The sequence below is a fragment of the Acinetobacter sp. SCLZS86 genome, assembly GCF_021560715.1.
Taxonomy (GTDB): Bacteria; Pseudomonadota; Gammaproteobacteria; order Pseudomonadales; family Moraxellaceae; genus Acinetobacter; species Acinetobacter towneri_A.
The window spans coordinates 2,281,993-2,300,256 of record NZ_CP090864.1 but is presented as its reverse complement, the minus strand read 5'-3'; the positions used below and the strand labels follow the sequence as shown (position 1 = coordinate 2,300,256).

The following is an 18,264-nucleotide window of genomic DNA, read 5'->3' as shown; positions in this document are numbered from 1 at the left end:
TAACTAAGAATTCTTCTCATGTAGAGTCTTTTTATCATTTAGAATGTAAATGATGTAGCTTTTGCTACAAAAAGTTGAAATATCAACTGAAAACAATAGGTTGGAATTTAAATTATTTTAAGTGCAGCACTTTATTTATGGGCTATTAAAAGGGGGGCTTAAAAGCAAAAAGTTACTGCCGAAGCAATAACTTTTTAATTTTTAGAAATCTGTACTATGCGTACTATGCAAATTAAGATTTTTTCGCATTAAGCACTTTATATAAAATGTACATCAAGACCACCCATACAGGAATCATAATGACAGATTCTTTAAAGCCTTGAGTCCACATAATATAAAGTACCACTGCAATAAACGCTAAAACTAAATAGTTGCTCAATGGTGACCATAGCGCAGGGAACTTGGTTGGAATCGCTAATTTTTTCAGTGTGCTAGTAAATTTGAGGTGAGTCAAACTGATCATCGCCCAGTTTAAAACCAATGCACCCACGACAATATACATGAGGTGGCTTAAAGCTTCTTCAGGAACAAAGTAGTTCAACAATACACAGCCGAAAATTAATACTGCAGAGAATAATACTGCTGGAATTGGCACACCTTGTTTATTCACTTTCAGGAAAATCTTTGGTGCGTTGCCTTGTTTGGCTAAACCAAACAGCATACGGCTGTTGGCATACATCCCACTGTTATATACAGAAAGTGCCGCAGTCAAAATCACGAAATTCAGTAAGTGAGCTGCCCATTCAATGCCCATTTGACTAAAAATCATTACGAATGGACTTTTATCTAACCCACCTAAATCTAACTGATTCCAAGGCACTAATGATAATAGAATGGTGAGTGAACCGATATAGAAAACCAGAATACGGAACACCACTTGATTAATGGCTTTAGGAATGGTTTTTTCAGGATCTTGCGCTTCTGCGGCTGCCATACCAATTAACTCAATGCCGCCAAAGGCAAACATGAGGAATGCAAGCATAAAGAACAGACCTTCAAAGCCATTCGGGAAGAAACCACCATGCGTCCAAAGGTTGCTGAATGATGCGGTTGAATTGGCATCTGCAGAAAGTAAGAGATATAAACCAAAGACAATCATCGAAACCACAGCTGCGACTTTAATGATTGCTAGCCAGAACTCTGATTCACCGTAGAACTTTACATTGCCCAAGTTAATAATGGTAATTACAATGAAAAAAAACAGTGCAGAAGTCCAAGCAGGAATATGCGGCCACCAATAGTTAATATATTTGGCAACTGCGGTGAGTTCTGCCATTGCCACCAAAATATACAAAATCCAGTAATTCCAACCTGCTAAAAACCCGGGGAATTTACCTGCATATTTATAGGCAAAGTGACTGAATGATCCTGCAACGGGCTCATGAACAATCATTTCCCCCAATTGGCGCATAATTAAAAATGCAATAAGACCACCAATGGCATAACCCAAAATAATAGAGGGGCCAGCAGATTGGATGACCTGCGCGGAACCTAAGAATAAGCCTGTACCAATTGCGCCACCCATGGCAATCAATTGAATATGGCGGTTCTTTAAGCCACGCTGAAGTTGTGAAGACTCGTTGTTCAAAGTATTCAGCCCGACAAATGAAAAAGTGACAAGATTGTAATAGATCAAATTTCATTAGCCTAGTAGCTAGGTAGTTATGAGTTAAATTTATGTAAATTATAAAAATAAGTTTATTGGTTTTTTATTTTAAAAATTAGTATAATTAATCTCTGTACACGACAAATTTCACAGAACCCTTATCCTATCAGGATTCTGCCTTCTTAAAATTGCCAAAATTTCCTTAAACTCTTCTTTTTTCCCAAAACCAATTAAACGCTGAATCGCCATTTGAACATAGTCTAAACCATAGCGAAATAAACTCATTGAGAGTCGTCCATGCTTCTTTATTTTTATCGCTTTTTTTTGATCATGTTGCCATTCACCCGTTAAGTAACACCAACAGAAGCTTATAGCTAACACCGCAATCAATTTTTTCACTCGTCTAGGGTCTGTCAAGCGCGTATTTTCAAGATTAAACCCGCGTCCTTTGAGACAACTGAATAAGGTTTCAATTTCCCAGCGTAATGCATAATCCTGAATAGCATTGGCATTAAACTGAGGAGAAACGACGAGTAAAAGCTCTCCATTTTCTAACTGTAGTGCACTTATATATAGTTTCACCCGACCAACCAAAATCCGTCGTTTACGACATTCAATTTGACCAACTTTAAGATGGCGAAATAAATCACTAATTTTATGATTCTTTCCTAAATGATTGGTGACAATGAAGTTTTTTTAACACGAATGCAGAAGTTGATGTCTTGTTCAATTAACCATGTAAACCACTGCTCACCGATAAACTCTCTGTCTGCGAACACATTCACAATACGGTCTTTACCAAAAATGGCTATAAAGCGTTGAATCAAAGCAATGCGCTCTTTCGTATCTGAATTTCCACGTTTATTAAGCAATGTCCAAAGGATAGGTATCGCTATTCCACGATAAACGATTGCGAGCATCAGGATATTAATATTTCGTTTTCCCCATTTCCAATTGGTTCTATCTAAAGTCAGTTGCACTTGGTCGAATGAAAACATATTGAAAATCAACTGAGAAATTTGACGATAATCAAAATACTGACCTGCAAAGAAGCGCTGCATACGTCGATAAAATGATTGTGGTAAGCACTTGATGGGCAAGGCTTTAGATGCAGAAGAAAGATTACATGTTTGCTTTAAAATAATCACAAGCATGATGAGCGCAAAGCACTTTAAATGTGACTTGTTCCATTTTAGAGATTTGTTTAAGATAAGATATAACTCATTGAGATGTGTCATAGTATTCGTCGTTAGAAAACAATTATTATGACATTATTTCAATGAGTTATCTATTTTTGTCGTGTACAGAGATAATTAATATATTAATTTTATTTTTACCATATAAATCAAGATGACTGGTTAGGGTAAATTTTACCAAATGTTGTTTTTTTATACTTAAGTCAAGGCCGCGATACCTTTTGAATAAAAACCGTTATGATGCAAAAAGGTCTTTTTATATGGCCATAACAATCAGAAAACAAGGGAATAAAATTCATGCGTTTTGCACCACAAGTTAAAATTCCAGCAACATATATGCGTGGCGGTACCAGTAAAGGCGTATTTTTTAAACTTGACGATTTACCTGAAGCAGCGCAGCAGCCAGGCAAAATTCGAGATCAAATTTTGTTGCGTGTAATTGGCAGTCCAGACCCCTACGCCAAGCAAATTGATGGAATGGGTGGTGCGAGCTCGAGTACCAGTAAAACCGTGATTTTAGCCAAAAGTACTCAACCCGATCACGATGTTGATTATTTGTTTGGACAAGTTTCGATTGATCAGCCATTTGTAGATTGGAGTGGTAACTGCGGTAACTTAACAGCTGCAGTCGGGGCGTTTGCAATCAGCAACAGCTTGGTCGATGCCAGTAAAATTCCAGAAAACGGTATTTGTACCGTACGCATTTGGCAAAAAAATATTGAAAAAACCATAATCGCGCATGTGCCAATGATGAATGGTCAGGTGCAAGAAACGGGTGATTTTGAGTTGGATGGCGTGACTTTTCCTGCCGCAGAAGTACAAATTGAATTTTTAGACCCTGCCGATGATGGCGAAGAAGGTGGGGCAATGTTCCCCACTGGAAATGTAGTGGATACTTTGCGTGTGCCAGATATTGGAACATTCCAAGCGACTTTTATTAACGCGGGTATTCCCACAATTTTCCTCAATGCAGAAGAAATTGGCTATACAGGCACAGAACTGCAAGATGCAATCAATGGTGATGCGCAAGCATTGGCTCGTTTTGAAACTATTCGCGCTTATGGGGCTAAACAAATGGGGTTGATTCAGGAAATTGCTGAAGCTGAAAAACGTCAACATACGCCAAAAATTGCCTTTGTTTCTGCCCCAAAAAGTTATGTATCTTCAAGTGGCAAACAGATTCAGGCTGAAGACACTGATTTGTTGGTCCGTGCATTGTCGATGGGTAAATTACACCATGCCATGATGGGCACTGCAGCTGTCGCAATTGGTACAGCTGCAGCTATTCCAGGAACTTTGGTTAACTTGGCTGCAGGCGGGGGCGAGCGAGAAGCTGTACGTTTTGGACATCCATCAGGTACGCTTCGTGTGGGTGCGCAAGCTGTACAGGAAAATGGACAATGGCAAGTGAAAAAAGCCGTGATGAGCCGTAGTGCGCGTGTATTAATGGAAGGTTGGGTGCGCATACCTGCGGAAACATTAGAATAAGTTTTGCTTTGAGCAAATAATAGCTAACTAAATACAGCCTCTATCTCGATAGGGGCTTTTTTATGGCTGGAATGTTATATCAGTTCAGTTAAGGCTTAAAAAACTTTGAATTATAGGTACAATGCAGCTACACAGGTAGCTTACTGCTTATTAGACATGAACCAATCACTCGAGGCGAATGTGTCATCTCTTCACGATTTACAGGCGCATGCATTAACCGCAGCCCAACAACGTATTCAGCCAGACTTGCTTACCGCTTTAGAGGCTTTTGCATTGCCAGAACCGTTAAAATCTGCTGTGCATCATGCAGTCATGTTGGGTGGAAAACGTGTTCGTCCTGCCTTGTGTTATGCCACTGCAGCATTAAGACCGAATCAAAACTCTGCTGCGGTACGCCGTGCTGCGGTTGCGATTGAACTCATTCATTGCTATTCATTGGCTCATGATGATTTGCCATGTATGGATAATGACTTATTGCGTCGTGGGCAACCGACATGTCATGCAGCGTTTGGTGAAGATACTGCGCTGCTGGCAGGCGATATTTTGCAGTCGATGGCATTTGAAATCTTAGGTAGCCGATTGTTTGATCAGTCTGCTGCAGTTGATCAAGGCATTGTGCTTAAACAGATGCAAATTTTAGCCACCGCTTCTTCAAAAATGGTGTGTGGACAGGTTTTAGATTTGCAGTCTGAAGGTAAACAGGTGGATCAGGCGACTTTGGAAAATATCCATCGTAATAAAACAGGTGCGTTAATTTCTGCAGCCGTGATGATGGCAGCGGTGACCGTGTTCGATGGGCGAGATAAAGCGATTCCGCAATTACGTGAATATGCACAGGCGATTGGTTTAGCCTTTCAGGTACAAGACGATATTTTAGATATTATTTCGGATACTGAAGTATTGGGTAAAACTGCAGGGAAAGATCAAGAAGTTGAAAAATCGACTTATCCTGCACTTATGGGCTTGGAAAAAGCACAAGCTTATGCACAAGAATTGCACGATCAAGCCTTTGCTGCATTAACATATTTTAAAACTGACAACGTCTTAGCATTAAAGCAGATTTCAGAGTTTTTATTGTCACGTAAAAGCTGAATTATTTTAGATAGGGAGCTTATGGCTCCCGATACCTAAAAGCGAGCAGATGCTCGCTTTTTTTTGCTTTATGGAAAGTGTTAGCTGTTTTAAACGACACACTTTAATGCAGATTCTATATGGCTTTATTCTTGAAGCGTTGCATCAGGTGGCAAAATTACTTTGCCTTGTTTTAAGCTGTCTAAAGCTTCACGATTAAAATCGACCAACAAAGAATTGTTTTGTGGATCAATCGCATAATGGCTAATTAGTTTTTGATCGCCCTGTAAGGTTTCAAGGCGGTATTCATCTGCAATATTCATAATGCCGTCTAAATTGATGGTGGCAGATGCTTTGTCTTGGCGAAATAATTCATAAATATCACGCAGGTCAAAAATTGCATTTTGTGCATCAGGATGCTTTTCAAAATAATTTTGCAAATGACGAATAAATAATTGCGCAAACATAAAGTAATTTGGTTTGTGGGTATAGTCTAAGCTCATGTGTTTACTCCTTATTATTCAGATTTTTAATGCTTACTAGGAATAGCACACTCTGGGCGAAAAATTAAAGAAACTCAGGGCTTAAGTTGCAAAAAATACACAAACTTTTGTGTGGCTTAAACTAAGCTGAAACCTGAAGTTGCGATGATCTCTCTATAAATTTAAAAACTTTGCAACGAAGCGCTTAATTGGTGTTATGGAAAAAATAATCACAACTGATTTATCTATTTATTAAAGCGATTAAGAGCCCTGCTGAGTAGTGGAATTCTAAAATATCAAGTATTTGAATAAAAAATCATCCGAAAGACTAAGACTTATGAACTAGCAAGTGAAATCATAAATCAGGTACAATTGGCGTGATTAATTTTGTGTTTGGTGTATTTGAAGGCCAATACATACATTCTTTGTTAATAAATAGGCCTGCCAGGAGTTATCCCCGCATGAGTGCCATTACTCCATACGAATGGGCAATTATTGCCTTCGTGATCGGCGTTACATTTTTATGCGTCTTTATGCTGACTGTTCCTTTACTCCTTGGGGGTAAATCATGGGGGCGTGCGAAGCAAGAGCAGTTTGAGTCGGGTGTTGTAGGTGCTGGTGGAGCACGTATCCGCTTATCTGCAAAGTTCTATTTGGTTGCAATTTTCTTCGTTGTTTTCGACTTAGAAGCACTTTATCTATACGCATGGGCAGCTTCTGTTCGTGAAGTAGGTTGGGTGGGCTTTGCAACGGCTGCTGTATTTATTTTAGTTTTACTCGTTGGCTTAATTTATGAATTATCAACCGGTGCGCTGAACTGGGCGCCATCTGATAAGCGTAAAGCAGCAGGGATTAAACCTAAAATTGGTTCGCCAAATATGGATCTTGCAGAAATCACACGCTTTAACTCAATTGAAGAATTGGTAACGGACCCTACCGGTCAAATTCCAGCTCAATCCTCTGGTCGTGTAAAAAAATCTGCGACTACCTCATCTGACAAGGAGTAACTCGGGATGAAATATACCTTAACCCGTGCGAATCCCGATGCTGATCAATATCCACTTCAAGAGCGTCAGATCGTAACCGATCCGCTTGAAGAAGAAGTGAATAAAAATGTGTTCATGACTCGTTTAGAGGACTTGGCACATACAGCAGTAAACTGGGGACGTAAGAACTCAGTTTGGCCGTTTAACTTTGGCACATCGTGCTGCTACGTTGAGTATGCAACCACCTTAACAGGTGTGCATGACTTGTCACGTTTTGGTGCAGAGGTTATTCGTGCTTCACCGCGTCAGGCAGACTTAATGATTGTTGCAGGTACGTGTTTTGTGAAAATGGCACCTGTAATTCAGCGTTTGTACGAGCAAATGCTTGAGCCTAAATGGGTCATCTCAATGGGCGCCTGTGCAAACTCAGGTGGTATGTACGACATTTATTCAGTTGTGCAAGGTGTGGATAAAATCATTCCTGTGGATGTGTATATTCCGGGTTGCCCACCGCGTCCTGAAGCATTAATCCAAGCATTGATGTTATTACAAGACCAAATTCAATTAGAGCGTCGTCCGTTATCTGCGGTGATTGGTGATGATCTTAAGCCAGTGTATAAGCCGAAGATGATGCCAGAACGTGACCGTAAGAATGCACAGCGTATTGCGGTGAAAAACTTACGCTCTATGGATGAAATTAAATAATTTAAACGTACAAATATTGATGCACCCGACGGGTGTAGTTGTCGTTTAGGTTGACTGAATTTGTATTAAATAGGAAGCCAAGCCAATGGCTGAAACTGACATTGCTATGCCAGAATCAACTGCAGTTGATTCACGCCCAGCATTTGCAATTGTAGAAGAGCTCAAAACCAAATTTGGTGAGAACTTCTACGTGCAAACGACTTTTGAAGATTTTCCAACAGTCTGGGTTGAGCGCGCACGTGTACAAGAAGTTTTAATGTTCTTGCGTACAGTGTCACGTCCATACGTGATGTTGTTCGACTTGTCTGCGGTAGATGAGCGTTTGCGTACTCACCGCGATGGTCTACCTGCGTCTGACTTTACTGTGTTCTATCACTTGTTATCGCTTGAGCGTAACACGGACATTCGTATTAAAGTTGCGTTGAATGAGAGTGATCTCAACATTCCAACAGCAACCAACATTTGGCCAAATGCCAACTGGTACGAGCGTGAAGCTTACGATATGTTTGGTATCAACTTCGAAGGGCATCCAATGCTTCGTCGTATCTTGTTGCCAACATATTGGGAAGGTCATCCGTTACGCAAAGAGTATTCTGCACGTGCAACGGAATATACACCGTATATGCAGAACCAAGCCAAACAAGACTTCGAGCAAGAACACCTTCGCTTTGTGCCTGAAGATTGGGGCTTAAAGCGCGGTAATAAAGACGAAGACTTCATGTTCCTGAACTTGGGTCCTAACCACCCATCTGCGCACGGTGCGTTCCGTGTAATTTTGCAGTTGGATGGTGAGGAAGTGAAAGACTGTGTGCCAGATATCGGCTATCACCACCGTGGTGTGGAAAAGATGGCTGAGCGTCAAACTTGGCATTCATTCATTCCGTATACAGACCGTGTGGACTACTTGGGTGGTTGTGCCCAAAACATGCCGTATGTCATGGGTGTGGAACAACTGGCAGGCATTACTGTGCCAGACCGCGCACAATGTATCCGTGTCATGATGTCGGAATTGTTCCGTATCAATAACCACTTATTGTTCATTGGTACTGCAATTCAGGATGCGGGCGGTATGACCCCTGTATTCTATATGTTCGCAGACCGTCAAAAAATCTACGATGCGATTGAAGCTATTACGGGTTACCGTATGCATCCAGCATGGTTCCGTATCGGTGGTACCGCACACGACTTACCAAACAACTGGCAACACCTGATTCGTGAAATCTTAGAGTGGATGCCAAAACGTATGAACGAATACTACACTGCGGCATTACGCAACTCGGTATTCATGGGTCGTACGCAAGGCGTAGCGCAGTATGATGCGAAATCTGCCTTGGCTTGGGGTGTGACAGGTACTGGTTTACGTGCAACAGGTATCGACTTTGATGTGCGTAAATACCGTCCATACAGTGGTTATGAAAACTATGACTTCGAAGTACCTGTAGAGTACGAAGGCGATGCTTACGCTCGTGTACTGGTTCACTTCCGTGAAATCGAAGAGTCATTGAAAATCATCAAACAATGTCTAGATAACATGCCATCTGGTCCATATAAAGCAGACCATCCATTGGCTGTTCCACCACCAAAAGATAAGACATTACAAGATATTGAAACCCTGATTACGCACTTCTTAAGCGTGTCTTGGGGTCCTGTAATGCCTGCTGGTGAAGCATCTGTAATGGCAGAAGTGGTGAAAGGTGCATCGAATTACTACTTGACTTCAGATAAGTCAACGATGAGTTACCGTACCCGTATTCGTACACCAACTTTCACGCATTTACAGCAAATGCCTTCTGTGATTAACGGCAGTCTGGTATCTGACTTAATCATTTATTTAGCGACCATTGACGTCGTAATGGCAGACGTGGATCGCTAAGGGGTAAACGCATTATGATGATTTTGACTGATAAAAAGCCACGTGTGAATGTTGAAGGGATTTTGACTGCGGAAGAAATCCATGAAATTGAACATCACATTGGTCATTATCCGTACCCACGTGCAGCATCTTTAGATGCCTTGAAGTGTGTACAGCGCCGTAATGGCTGGGTAGATGATGCGCAGTTAAATGCGATTGCACAGCTTCTAACCATCAGCGTTGCTGATTTAGAAGGTGTCGCAACATTCTATAACCGTATTTATCGCCAGCCTGTAGGTCGTCACGTGATTTTATTGTGTGACTCGATTGCATGCTTTTTGATGGGTGCAGAAACACTTGCAGAAGCATTCCAGCGTGAATTAGGCATTCAGTTTGGTCAAACGACTGCAGATGGTCGTTTCACGTTATTGCCAATTTGCTGTTTAGGAAATTGCGATAAGGGTCCAACCTTGATGATTGATGAAGATACTCACGGTTTAGTTGAGGTGACATCGGTGCAACAGTTATTGGAGAAGTATGTATGAATACCGAACCAAGACCAATTTATGGTGACGGTAACCCAGAAACGCATCCATTAACTTGGCGTTTAAGCAAGCAAGAGCACGTGCGTAATGCAGATGATTACGAAGCCCTAGAAGGTTATGCAGGTTTTAAGAAAGCGATTTCTATGCCGCCTAAAGATGTGCTTGAAGTCATTAAAGCTGCGACAGTAAAAGGTCGTGGTGGTGCAGGCTTCCCAGCAGGGATCAAATGGTCACTGATGGCGCCAAACGACAATTCAGGTCCACGTTACCTGATTTGTAATGCCGATGAGATGGAACCGGGTACTTTCAAAGACCGTTTGTTGATGGAAAAACTTCCACACCAACTGATTGAAGGTATGCTGATTGCTGCGTACACGCTTGAAGCAACCCACGGCTATATCTTTATTCGTGGCGAATACATCGAAGCTGCACAGTACTTAAATGAAGCGATTGAGCAAATTCGTGCCAAAGGTTATTTGGGCGAAAACATTTTAGGTACTAACTGGGGCTTTGAACTATACGTGCACACGGGCGCAGGCCGTTATATCTGTGGTGAAGAAACCGCATTGATTAACTCGCTTGAAGGTCGTCGTGCTAACCCACGTACTAAACCACCATTCCCGCAAGTTGCAGGGGCATGGGGTCGTCCAACGATTGTCAACAACGTAGAAACCTATAACAACTTACCTGCAATCATGTTGCGTGGTGCAGAGTGGTATATCGGTTTATCTGCAGGTAAATCGAAAGACCCTGGCACAAAAATTTACGGTGCTTCTGGTAAGGTGAAATTCCCAGGTCTATGGGAGCTTCCATTTGGTACGACTGCACGTGAAGTAATTGAAGACTATGCGGGTGGCATGCGTGATGGCTTGAAGCTAAAAGCATGGTTACCGGGTGGTGCATCTACCGACTTCTTGGCAGCAGAACACATTGACTTGCCAATGGATGCAGAAAGCATCATGAAGGCAGGTTCACGTTTAGGCACGTGTTTGCTTATGGTGGTCGATGAAACCCAATGTATGGTTTCTGCAACCCGTAACTTAGAAGAATTCTTTGCGCGCGAATCATGTGGTTTCTGTACCCCATGTCGTGATGGTTTACCGTGGGCTGTAAAAGCACTCAAAGCAATTGAAAATGGCGAAGGGAAAGAAGAAGACATTCAACATCTTCAAGAACTCACCAAAAAATTGTGGATTGGTAAGACCTTCTGTGCTCACGCACCAGGTGCGATGGAGCCATTAATGGGCGCACTCAAATATTTCCGTGGCGAGTTTGAAGCAAAAGTGGCAAATAGCCGTCCTGCTGCTCAAGCTAGCAACGTAGAACAAGCTTAAGGAATTCGACTATGGCTACAATTCATGTCGATGGAAAATCGTACGAAGTCAATGGCTCGGAAAACTTGCTGCAAGCATGTTTGAGCCTTGGGATCGACATTCCGTACTTTTGTTGGCATCCATCCTTAGGTTCTGTCGGTTCTTGCCGTCAATGTGCCGTGACCCAATATGCGAACCCTGAAGATACTCGTGGTCGCTTGGTGATGTCATGTATGACACCTGCTGCTGACAATACCTATATCTCGATTGAAGACAAGGAAGCAACTGAGTTCCGTGCTTCAATTGTAGAGTTCTTGATGACCAACCACCCACACGACTGTCCAGTCTGTGAAGAAGGTGGTCACTGTCATTTACAAGATATGACTGTAATGACGCAGCATGACCGTCGTCGTTATCGCTTCACCAAACGTACGCACTATAACCAAGAGCTAGGTTCGTTCATTGCACATGAAATGAACCGTTGTATCGCATGTTATCGTTGTGTGCGTTACTACAAAGACTATGCAGGCGGTACAGACTTTGGCGTTTATGCCAACGCATCACGTGTGTACTTTGGTCGTCCTGAGTCGGGTACTTTAGAATCTGAATTCTCTGGCAACTTGACTGAAGTATGTCCAACAGGTGTATTTACCGACAAAACACACTCTGCACGTTATAACCGTAAGTGGGATATGCAATATGCGCCAAGCGTATGCCAAGGCTGTTCTTCTGGCTGTAACATCTCTCCGGGTGAGCGTTATGGCGAATTGCGTCGTGTAGAAAACCGCTTTAACGGTGAAGTTAACCAATACTTCCTGTGCGACAAAGGTCGTTTCGGTACAGGTTATGTGAACCGTGAAGATCGTCCACGTCAGCCACAGTTCCGTAACGGTGCGAGCGTAGAAACCGTTTCTGTAGATACTGCGCTTGATACGATTATTGCCAAAGTTCAAGGCAAAAAAGTTTTGGGTATTGGTTCACCGCGTGCATCGCTTGAATCAAACTTTGCTTTGCGTGAGTTGGTTGGCCAAGACAACTACTCAACAGGTTTATCGCAAAAAGAGCAAAACTTGGTTGAACTTGCAGCTTCAATCATGCAAACCGAAGGGATTTACAACCCGGGTATGCGTGAAATTGAAGACTACGATGCTGTGTTAATTTTGGGTGAAGATTTAACCCAAACTGCACCACGTATGGCATTGTCTGTTCGTCAAGCGGCGAAAAACAAAGCCAAAGAAATGGCGGCAGAGCGTCGTACTCCAGACTGGTTGGCTGAACCTGTGCAACGTATTGCGCAAGATGCAAAATCACCAATTTATATTTTAGCTGCAACGCAAACTCGTTTAGCCGATGTTGCCACTGGTGAAGTTGTTGCATCTCCAAACGACATTGCACGTTTAGGTTTTGCCATTGCTGCTGCGGTAGTAGGTGACGTGATCACAGGTTTAGATAACGATGCCAAAGCATTTGCACAAACTATTGCCGACACGTTAAAAGCTGCGAAAAAGCCATTGGTGATTTCAGGTACAAGCTTACAAGAAGCTGCCATTATGGAAGCGGCTGCACAAGTGGCACAAAACTTGGGTGCAAACGCAGGTTTAACCCTAACTGTGCCAGAAGTGAACTCAATGGGCTTGGCAATTTTAGGTGGTCAAAGCTTAGAGCAAGCATTTGCACAAGATTATGATGCTGTGATTGTGGTTGAAAATGACTTATACCGTCGTTTACCTGCGGCACAAGTTGATGCCGCTTTGGCAAAAGCACAAGATGTAATCGTGTTAGATCATGCTGAAACAGCAACAGTGCAAAAAGCCAACATCGTACTTTCTGCAGCAAGCTTTGCTGAGGGTGATGGTACTGTAGTGAGCCAAGAAGGTCGTGCTCAACGCTTCTTCCAAGTGTATGACCCAAGCTACTACAAACCTGAACTAGCAATCAAAGAATCTTGGCGCTGGTTACACGCACTTGAAACAGGCTTAAAAGGTAAAGCAATTTCTTGGACTGTTTTAGATGACGTGATTGAATCTGTTGCGAAAAATATTCCAGCACTTGAAGCAATTCAGGATGTTGCACCAGATGCAGGTTTCCGTGTACATGGCTTGAAAGTTGCGCGTGAACCACGTCGTTACTCAGGTCGTACTGCAATGCGTGCGCCGTTATCTATTCACGAGCCAAAACAACCTGTCGATGTCGATTCTGCACTAACTTTCTCTATGGAAGGTTATGTTGGTAACCAAACACCATCGGCACTTGTACCATTTGCATGGTCTGCAGGTTGGAACTCACCACAAGCTTGGAACAAATTCCAAGACAATGTGGGCGGTCACTTAAAAGGTGGTGATTCAGGCATTCGTTTATTCGATCGCTTAGCAAAACGTCCTGCACGTAGCTATGTGGCACCAGCACCTGTGCTAGCTAATCCTGAAAGCTTCCGTTTAATTCCAATGCATCACATTTTTGCATCGGGTGAATTTACGGTGAAAACACCTGTAATGGAAACGCGTATTCCTGAAGCTGTATTTGCTGTAGGCACGCAAGATGCGCAGCGTTTGAATGTACAAGATGGTCAAACAATTACCGTACAAGCAGGTGAAACGTCTATCGTACTGCCAGTACAAGTGATTGAATATTTACCTACAGGTTATATTGGCTACCCAATTGGTCTTGCACCAACGGTATCTCTTGCAGAGCCTGTTTCAGTCGCGGTAGGAGTGTAATTCATGCAACAAGAATTAATCCGTCAGACGCCGCTGTGGGCTGAGAACTGGCCAATTGCCTATTCAGTCATTCAAGCGATTGTCATTTTACTGGTTGTGGTATTGATTGCTGCACTCATGTCTTTTATTGAGCGTCGTTTACTGGGCTTATGGCAAGACCGTTATGGTCCGAACCGTGTAGGTCCAGGCGGTATGTTCCAGATTGTTGCCGACATGCTTAAAATCATGTTCAAAGAAGACTGGACACCTAAATTTGCCGACAAACTAACCTTCCGTATGGCACCAGCAGTTGCAATGGCAACTGCGGTACTGTCGTTCATGGTTATTCCTGTATCACCTTATTTAGGTGTTGCAGACATGAGCATTGGCCTGTTGTTCTTTATGGCAATGGCTGGTATTGCAGTCTATGCGGTGTTATTTGGTGGTTGGTCATCAAACAACAAATACGCATTGCTTGGTGGTCTACGTTCAGCAGCTCAAACCATTTCGTATGAAGTGTTCTTGGGTATTTCACTTATGGGTGTGGTTGCAATTGCAGGCTCATTCAACATGCGTGAAATTGTTGAAGCGCAACGTGATGTTTGGTTTGTGATTCCACAATTCTTAGGGTTCTTGATTTTCGTGGTTGCTGGTGTTGCGGTAACACACCGTCACCCATTTGACCAACCAGAAGCAGAACAAGAATTGGCAGAAGGTTATCACGTAGAATATGGCGGTATGAAATGGGGTATGTTCTTCGTTGCAGAATATGTCAACGTGGTACTGATCTCTGCGCTTATCGTGACTTTATTCTTCGGTGGATGGCTTGCGCCGTTTAACCTTGAAATTCCATTCATTCCAGCAGCTTTCTGGTTCATTATCAAAACAGCATTCTTTGTAATGATGTTTGTCTTGGCACGTGGTTCTTTAATGCGTCCACGTTATGACCAAGTGATGAACTTTGGTTGGAAAATTTGCTTGCCATTGGCGCTTGTTAACCTTTTGGTAACTGGTGCTGTGATTCTTATGAATCATTCGGCCTAAGACAGCAGGGAGAACAATATGTTTAAGTTTCTAGCTGGGTTTGGGTCAATTGTACGTTCACTGTGGATGGTTTTCTCACACGTGACACGTAAACGTGACACCATTTTGTATCCGGAAGTACCAGCCGATGAAATTGTACCTCCACGCTTCCGTGGTCGTATTGTGTTAACACGCGATCCAGATGGCGAAGAGCGTTGTGTTGCATGTAACCTCTGTGCAGTTGCATGCCCAGTGGGTTGTATTTCACTACAAAAAGCAGAACAGGAAGATGGTCGTTGGTATCCGGAGTTTTTCCGTATCAACTTCTCACGCTGTATTTTCTGCGGTATGTGTGAAGAAGCATGTCCAACGACTGCAATTCAATTAACGCCTGACTTCGAGTTAGGTGAATATGTGCGTCAAGACTTGGTCTATGAGAAAGAAAACTTACTCATTTCAGGTCCTGGTAAATATCCTGACTACAACTTCTACCGTGTAACGGGTATGGCTGTTACAGGTAAAGACAAGGGTCAAGCGCAACGTGAAAGCGCACCTATTGATGTACGGAGTCTATTACCATGATGTGGCCGTTTTATTTGATGGCACTCGTGGCCATTGTTTCTACGGTTCGTGTAGTAACTAACGCGAACCCAGTACATGCTTTATTAAGCCTGATCGTGTCATTACTTGCTGTTGCAGGTATATTCATGATCGTGGGTGCACCATTTGCTGGCGCTTTGGAAATCATTGTTTATGCGGGTGCGATCATGGTCTTGTTCGTATTCGTGGTGATGATGCTCAACCTCGGTCAGCAAACTGTTGAACAAGAGCGTAAATGGTTGACTTCATCAACCTGGGCATACCCAGCTTTGATGAGCTTCCTGATTGGCTTGGTTTTAGTGTGGTCATTAAGCTCAGACTACACTGCACCAAGCGCGCTTATGGGCACCGAAATGGTGGGTCCAAAAGCAGTGGGTCAAGCACTCTTTACTCAGTACTTATTGTTGGTTGAAGTTGCCGCAATGTTATTACTTGGAGCCTTGGTTGCAGGCTTCCACATCGGTAAACGTGAACCAAGTGCAGAAGAGGAAAAAGAATAATGGGCAACATCCCTTTAGAACATGGTTTGATTGTCGCGACCATTCTTTTTGCACTCGGTTTTTACGGTGTGATGGTGCGACGCAACCTACTATTTATTTTAATGGGCCTTGAAATCATGATGAACGCTGCTGCATTGGCGTTTGTCTTGGCTGGTAGTGCATGGGTACAACCAGATGGTCAGATCATGTTTATCCTGATCTTGACACTTGCTGCGGCAGAGGCGTGTATCGGTCTTGCGATCGTCCTTCAGTTCTATCATCGCTTCCATCATTTGGATGTGGATGCTGCTAGTGAGATGCGCGGATGAGTTATTTATATCTAACAGTATTGTTTCCGCTCATTGGTTTTATCCTTTTAGCGGCAGGGCGTAACAACTTACCTGAAAAAGTTGCTGCGATTATTGGCGTAGGTTCAGTAGGTCTGTCTGCATTATTTGCGTTAATTGCAGGCATGGACTTTGTAAACAACGGTTCGGTTGCAACGACTCAACATTTATGGACTTGGTTCAATGTGGGTGGTTTTGCACCTGCGTTTAGCTTGCACCTAGACGGTTTATCTTTACTCATGCTGGGCATGATTACAGGCGTGGGTTTCTTAATTCACATCTTTGCATCATGGTATATGCGTGGTGAAGAAGACTTTGCACGTTTCTTCTCTTACTTCAACTTGTTCGTTGCGAGCATGTTGTTGTTGGTACTTGGCGATAACTTGGCGTTATTGTTCTTGGGTTGGGAAGGTGTAGGTCTGTGCTCTTACTTGCTGATTGGTTATTACTACCAAAACCCTGCAAATGGTTTTGCAGCAATCAAAGCATTTACCGTAACACGTGTGGGTGACGTTTTCCTACTGATCGCGTTGTTCTTGTTGTATCAACAATTTGGTACGTTGAACACACAATACATCGTAGAAAATGCAGCCAATGTAATGACTCAAAGCTCGTCGATCACCATTTGGACAGCGTTAATGTTGTTCTTGGGTGCTGCGGGTAAATCTGCACAAATTCCGTTGCAAACTTGGTTAGCCGATGCGATGGCAGGTCCTACACCTGTATCTGCATTAATCCACGCTGCAACCATGGTCACTGCGGGTGTTTACTTATGCTGCCGTATGTTCAGCGTATTTGAACTTGCACCTGAAGTGATGTTATTCATTTCAATTACAGGTGCTGTGACCTTGCTAGTTGCTGGTTTTGCAGCATTGGTTCAAACCGACATCAAACGTATTTTGGCTTACTCAACTATGAGTCAGCTGGGTTATATGTTTATGGCAGTTGGTGCAGAAGCATACCAAGCGGGTTTGTTCCACATGCTCACTCACGCATTCTTCAAGGCATTATTATTCTTGTCTTCCGGTGCGGTGATTTTGGCTTACCATCACGAACAAAACATTTTCAAAATGGGTGGCTTGTTCTACAAGAACAAATTCCTGTTTGCATGTTTCGCGATTGGTGGCGGTGCATTGGCAGCGATTCCATTCTTGACCATTGGTTTCTTCTCAAAAGACGCTATTTTGGCAGCAGTTTGGACGCAAAGTCATATCGCAGGTATTCCGCTATATAACACCTTATATTGGGTGGGTGTAGCAGGTGCATTCTTAACATCAATTTATACATTCCGCTTAATTTGGGTTGTATTCTTTGGTAAAGAAAACACACCGTATCACGAGATCAAAGGCGCAACTTATTGGTTTCCATTGGCAGTGCTTGCCGTACTTTCAACTGGTTTAGCAATTGTATTAAAAGCGCCAGTGATGAGTATTCTTGATGCTGCAAAAATCCCAGCATTTGTGATTCCTGAAGCATTAGAAGCAGGTGCACATGGTGCAGAGTATGTTGCAATTGGTGTGGCTTTGGCTGGTTTAGCTGTAGGTGTTGTGTTATTTGCCTTTGCTTATAATGCGGTAAAAGGATTCGCACAAACTTCATTGGGTGCAGGTCTTGCCAATATTTGCCGTAATGCACTTGGTTTCGATGCGTTGTATGACATCGTATTTGTAAAACCATACTTGCTGATTGCCAAACTATTAGGTCGTGATCCAGTTGATGGCATGTGGTTAGTACTGCCTGCACTGGTGAAAGGTGGTCATAGCTTCACAAGTTCACGTCAAACTGGTTCATTACGTGAGTACGCATCGAGTATGGCACTTGGTGTGGTGGTTTTACTAATGATCTTGATCGTGATTCAGGTCGTGGGGAAATAAG

The 18,264-nt window shown here is 42.8% G+C and carries 16 protein-coding genes; 13 read left to right on the top strand and 3 right to left on the bottom strand.

Going from position 1 to position 18,264, the window contains the following annotated elements; genetic code table 11:
* Positions 1–232: 232 nt before the first annotated feature.
* Together LZP46_RS11040 and LZP46_RS11035 are read right to left on the bottom strand one after the other, a co-directional pair.
* Positions 233–1,588, bottom strand: a complete 1,356-nt coding sequence (locus LZP46_RS11040) for an amino acid permease (RefSeq protein WP_236093850.1) — start codon at positions 1,586–1,588, stop codon at positions 233–235.
* A gap of 165 nt (positions 1,589–1,753) precedes the next feature.
* Positions 1,754–2,844, bottom strand: a protein-coding gene (locus LZP46_RS11035) for an IS4-like element ISAba1 family transposase (RefSeq protein ID WP_085947913.1) whose coding sequence is annotated in 2 segments (ribosomal slippage) — positions 1,754–2,304 and positions 2,304–2,844 — 1,092 coding nt in all. Because the reading frame shifts where the segments join, the coding sequence is not laid out codon by codon here.
* Between the two features lie 255 nt (positions 2,845–3,099).
* On the opposite strand from LZP46_RS11035, the gene prpF reads away from it, so the two are divergent.
* Together prpF and LZP46_RS11025 are read left to right on the top strand one after the other, a co-directional pair.
* Positions 3,100–4,290 (top strand): 2-methylaconitate cis-trans isomerase PrpF, encoded by a 1,191-nt coding sequence (gene prpF / locus LZP46_RS11030; RefSeq protein WP_236093849.1) that lies wholly within the window; start codon positions 3,100–3,102, stop codon positions 4,288–4,290.
* A gap of 156 nt (positions 4,291–4,446) precedes the next feature.
* Positions 4,447–5,382 (top strand): polyprenyl synthetase family protein, encoded by a 936-nt coding sequence (locus LZP46_RS11025; RefSeq protein ID WP_442863508.1) that lies wholly within the window; start codon positions 4,447–4,449, stop codon positions 5,380–5,382.
* A 125-nt stretch (positions 5,383–5,507) separates the two neighbouring features.
* Here the strand turns inward: LZP46_RS11025 and LZP46_RS11020 are convergent, their stop codons facing one another.
* A complete protein-coding gene (locus LZP46_RS11020; protein ID WP_236093848.1) occupies positions 5,508–5,864 on the bottom strand; it encodes a hypothetical protein in 357 nt (118 codons plus the stop codon).
* Between the two features lie 440 nt (positions 5,865–6,304).
* On the opposite strand from LZP46_RS11020, the gene ndhC reads away from it, so the two are divergent.
* From ndhC to nuoL, 11 genes are all read left to right on the top strand, one after another.
* Positions 6,305–6,850, top strand: coding sequence for an NADH-quinone oxidoreductase subunit A (ndhC, locus tag LZP46_RS11015; RefSeq protein ID WP_004975445.1), 546 nt, complete (start codon positions 6,305–6,307; stop codon positions 6,848–6,850).
* Positions 6,851–6,856: 6 nt separating this feature from the next.
* Positions 6,857–7,534, top strand: coding sequence for a NuoB/complex I 20 kDa subunit family protein (locus LZP46_RS11010; protein ID WP_004975447.1), 678 nt, complete (start codon positions 6,857–6,859; stop codon positions 7,532–7,534).
* Between the two features lie 85 nt (positions 7,535–7,619).
* Positions 7,620–9,407: an NADH-quinone oxidoreductase subunit C/D gene (gene nuoC / locus LZP46_RS11005; RefSeq protein ID WP_004975450.1), complete on the top strand. Its 1,788-nt coding sequence runs from the start codon at positions 7,620–7,622 to the stop codon at positions 9,405–9,407.
* A gap of 14 nt (positions 9,408–9,421) precedes the next feature.
* Complete coding sequence (nuoE, locus tag LZP46_RS11000) at positions 9,422–9,931, top strand: NADH-quinone oxidoreductase subunit NuoE (protein ID WP_004975451.1); 510 nt, start codon at positions 9,422–9,424, stop codon at positions 9,929–9,931.
* Complete coding sequence (gene nuoF / locus LZP46_RS10995; protein ID WP_004975453.1) at positions 9,928–11,265, top strand: NADH-quinone oxidoreductase subunit NuoF; 1,338 nt, start codon at positions 9,928–9,930, stop codon at positions 11,263–11,265. The genes nuoE and nuoF overlap by 4 nt, the downstream gene beginning before the upstream one ends.
* Before the next feature lie 11 nt (positions 11,266–11,276).
* A complete protein-coding gene (nuoG, locus tag LZP46_RS10990; RefSeq protein ID WP_236093847.1) occupies positions 11,277–13,961 on the top strand; it encodes an NADH-quinone oxidoreductase subunit NuoG in 2,685 nt (894 codons plus the stop codon).
* 3 nt (positions 13,962–13,964) lie between these two features.
* Positions 13,965–14,984 (top strand): NADH-quinone oxidoreductase subunit NuoH, encoded by a 1,020-nt coding sequence (gene nuoH, locus LZP46_RS10985; protein ID WP_004975457.1) that lies wholly within the window; start codon positions 13,965–13,967, stop codon positions 14,982–14,984.
* An 18-nt stretch (positions 14,985–15,002) separates the two neighbouring features.
* The gene (gene nuoI, locus LZP46_RS10980) at positions 15,003–15,545 is read left to right on the top strand and encodes an NADH-quinone oxidoreductase subunit NuoI (protein ID WP_236093846.1); all 543 of its coding nucleotides are present in this window, start codon (positions 15,003–15,005) and stop codon (positions 15,543–15,545) included.
* The gene (gene nuoJ, locus LZP46_RS10975) at positions 15,545–16,063 is read left to right on the top strand and encodes an NADH-quinone oxidoreductase subunit J (RefSeq protein WP_019836331.1); all 519 of its coding nucleotides are present in this window, start codon (positions 15,545–15,547) and stop codon (positions 16,061–16,063) included. The genes nuoI and nuoJ overlap by 1 nt, the downstream gene beginning before the upstream one ends.
* Positions 16,063–16,371: an NADH-quinone oxidoreductase subunit NuoK gene (nuoK, locus tag LZP46_RS10970; RefSeq protein WP_004975463.1), complete on the top strand. Its 309-nt coding sequence runs from the start codon at positions 16,063–16,065 to the stop codon at positions 16,369–16,371. Before nuoJ ends, nuoK begins: the two co-directional genes overlap by 1 nt.
* Positions 16,368–18,263 (top strand): NADH-quinone oxidoreductase subunit L, encoded by a 1,896-nt coding sequence (gene nuoL, locus LZP46_RS10965; RefSeq protein ID WP_131261529.1) that lies wholly within the window; start codon positions 16,368–16,370, stop codon positions 18,261–18,263. Before nuoK ends, nuoL begins: the two co-directional genes overlap by 4 nt.
* Position 18,264 lies beyond the last annotated feature (1 nt).

Excerpts from the sequence above, each read along its gene's own strand:
- prpF (WP_236093849.1), top strand. The coding sequence starts at position 3,100 with ATGCGTTTTGCACCACAAGTTAAAATTCCAGCAACATATATGCGTGGC.
- LZP46_RS11025 (WP_442863508.1), top strand. The coding sequence starts at position 4,447 with ATGAACCAATCACTCGAGGCGAATGTGTCATCTCTTCACGATTTACAG.
- LZP46_RS11020 (WP_236093848.1), bottom strand. The coding sequence starts at position 5,864 with ATGAGCTTAGACTATACCCACAAACCAAATTACTTTATGTTTGCGCAA.
- ndhC (WP_004975445.1), top strand. The coding sequence starts at position 6,305 with ATGAGTGCCATTACTCCATACGAATGGGCAATTATTGCCTTCGTGATC.
- LZP46_RS11010 (WP_004975447.1), top strand. The coding sequence starts at position 6,857 with ATGAAATATACCTTAACCCGTGCGAATCCCGATGCTGATCAATATCCA.
- nuoC (WP_004975450.1), top strand. The coding sequence starts at position 7,620 with ATGGCTGAAACTGACATTGCTATGCCAGAATCAACTGCAGTTGATTCA.
- nuoE (WP_004975451.1), top strand. The coding sequence starts at position 9,422 with ATGATGATTTTGACTGATAAAAAGCCACGTGTGAATGTTGAAGGGATT.
- nuoF (WP_004975453.1), top strand. The coding sequence starts at position 9,928 with ATGAATACCGAACCAAGACCAATTTATGGTGACGGTAACCCAGAAACG.
- nuoG (WP_236093847.1), top strand. The coding sequence starts at position 11,277 with ATGGCTACAATTCATGTCGATGGAAAATCGTACGAAGTCAATGGCTCG.
- nuoH (WP_004975457.1), top strand. The coding sequence starts at position 13,965 with ATGCAACAAGAATTAATCCGTCAGACGCCGCTGTGGGCTGAGAACTGG.
- nuoI (WP_236093846.1), top strand. The coding sequence starts at position 15,003 with ATGTTTAAGTTTCTAGCTGGGTTTGGGTCAATTGTACGTTCACTGTGG.
- nuoJ (WP_019836331.1), top strand. The coding sequence starts at position 15,545 with ATGTGGCCGTTTTATTTGATGGCACTCGTGGCCATTGTTTCTACGGTT.
- nuoK (WP_004975463.1), top strand. The coding sequence starts at position 16,063 with ATGGGCAACATCCCTTTAGAACATGGTTTGATTGTCGCGACCATTCTT.
- nuoL (WP_131261529.1), top strand. The coding sequence starts at position 16,368 with ATGAGTTATTTATATCTAACAGTATTGTTTCCGCTCATTGGTTTTATC.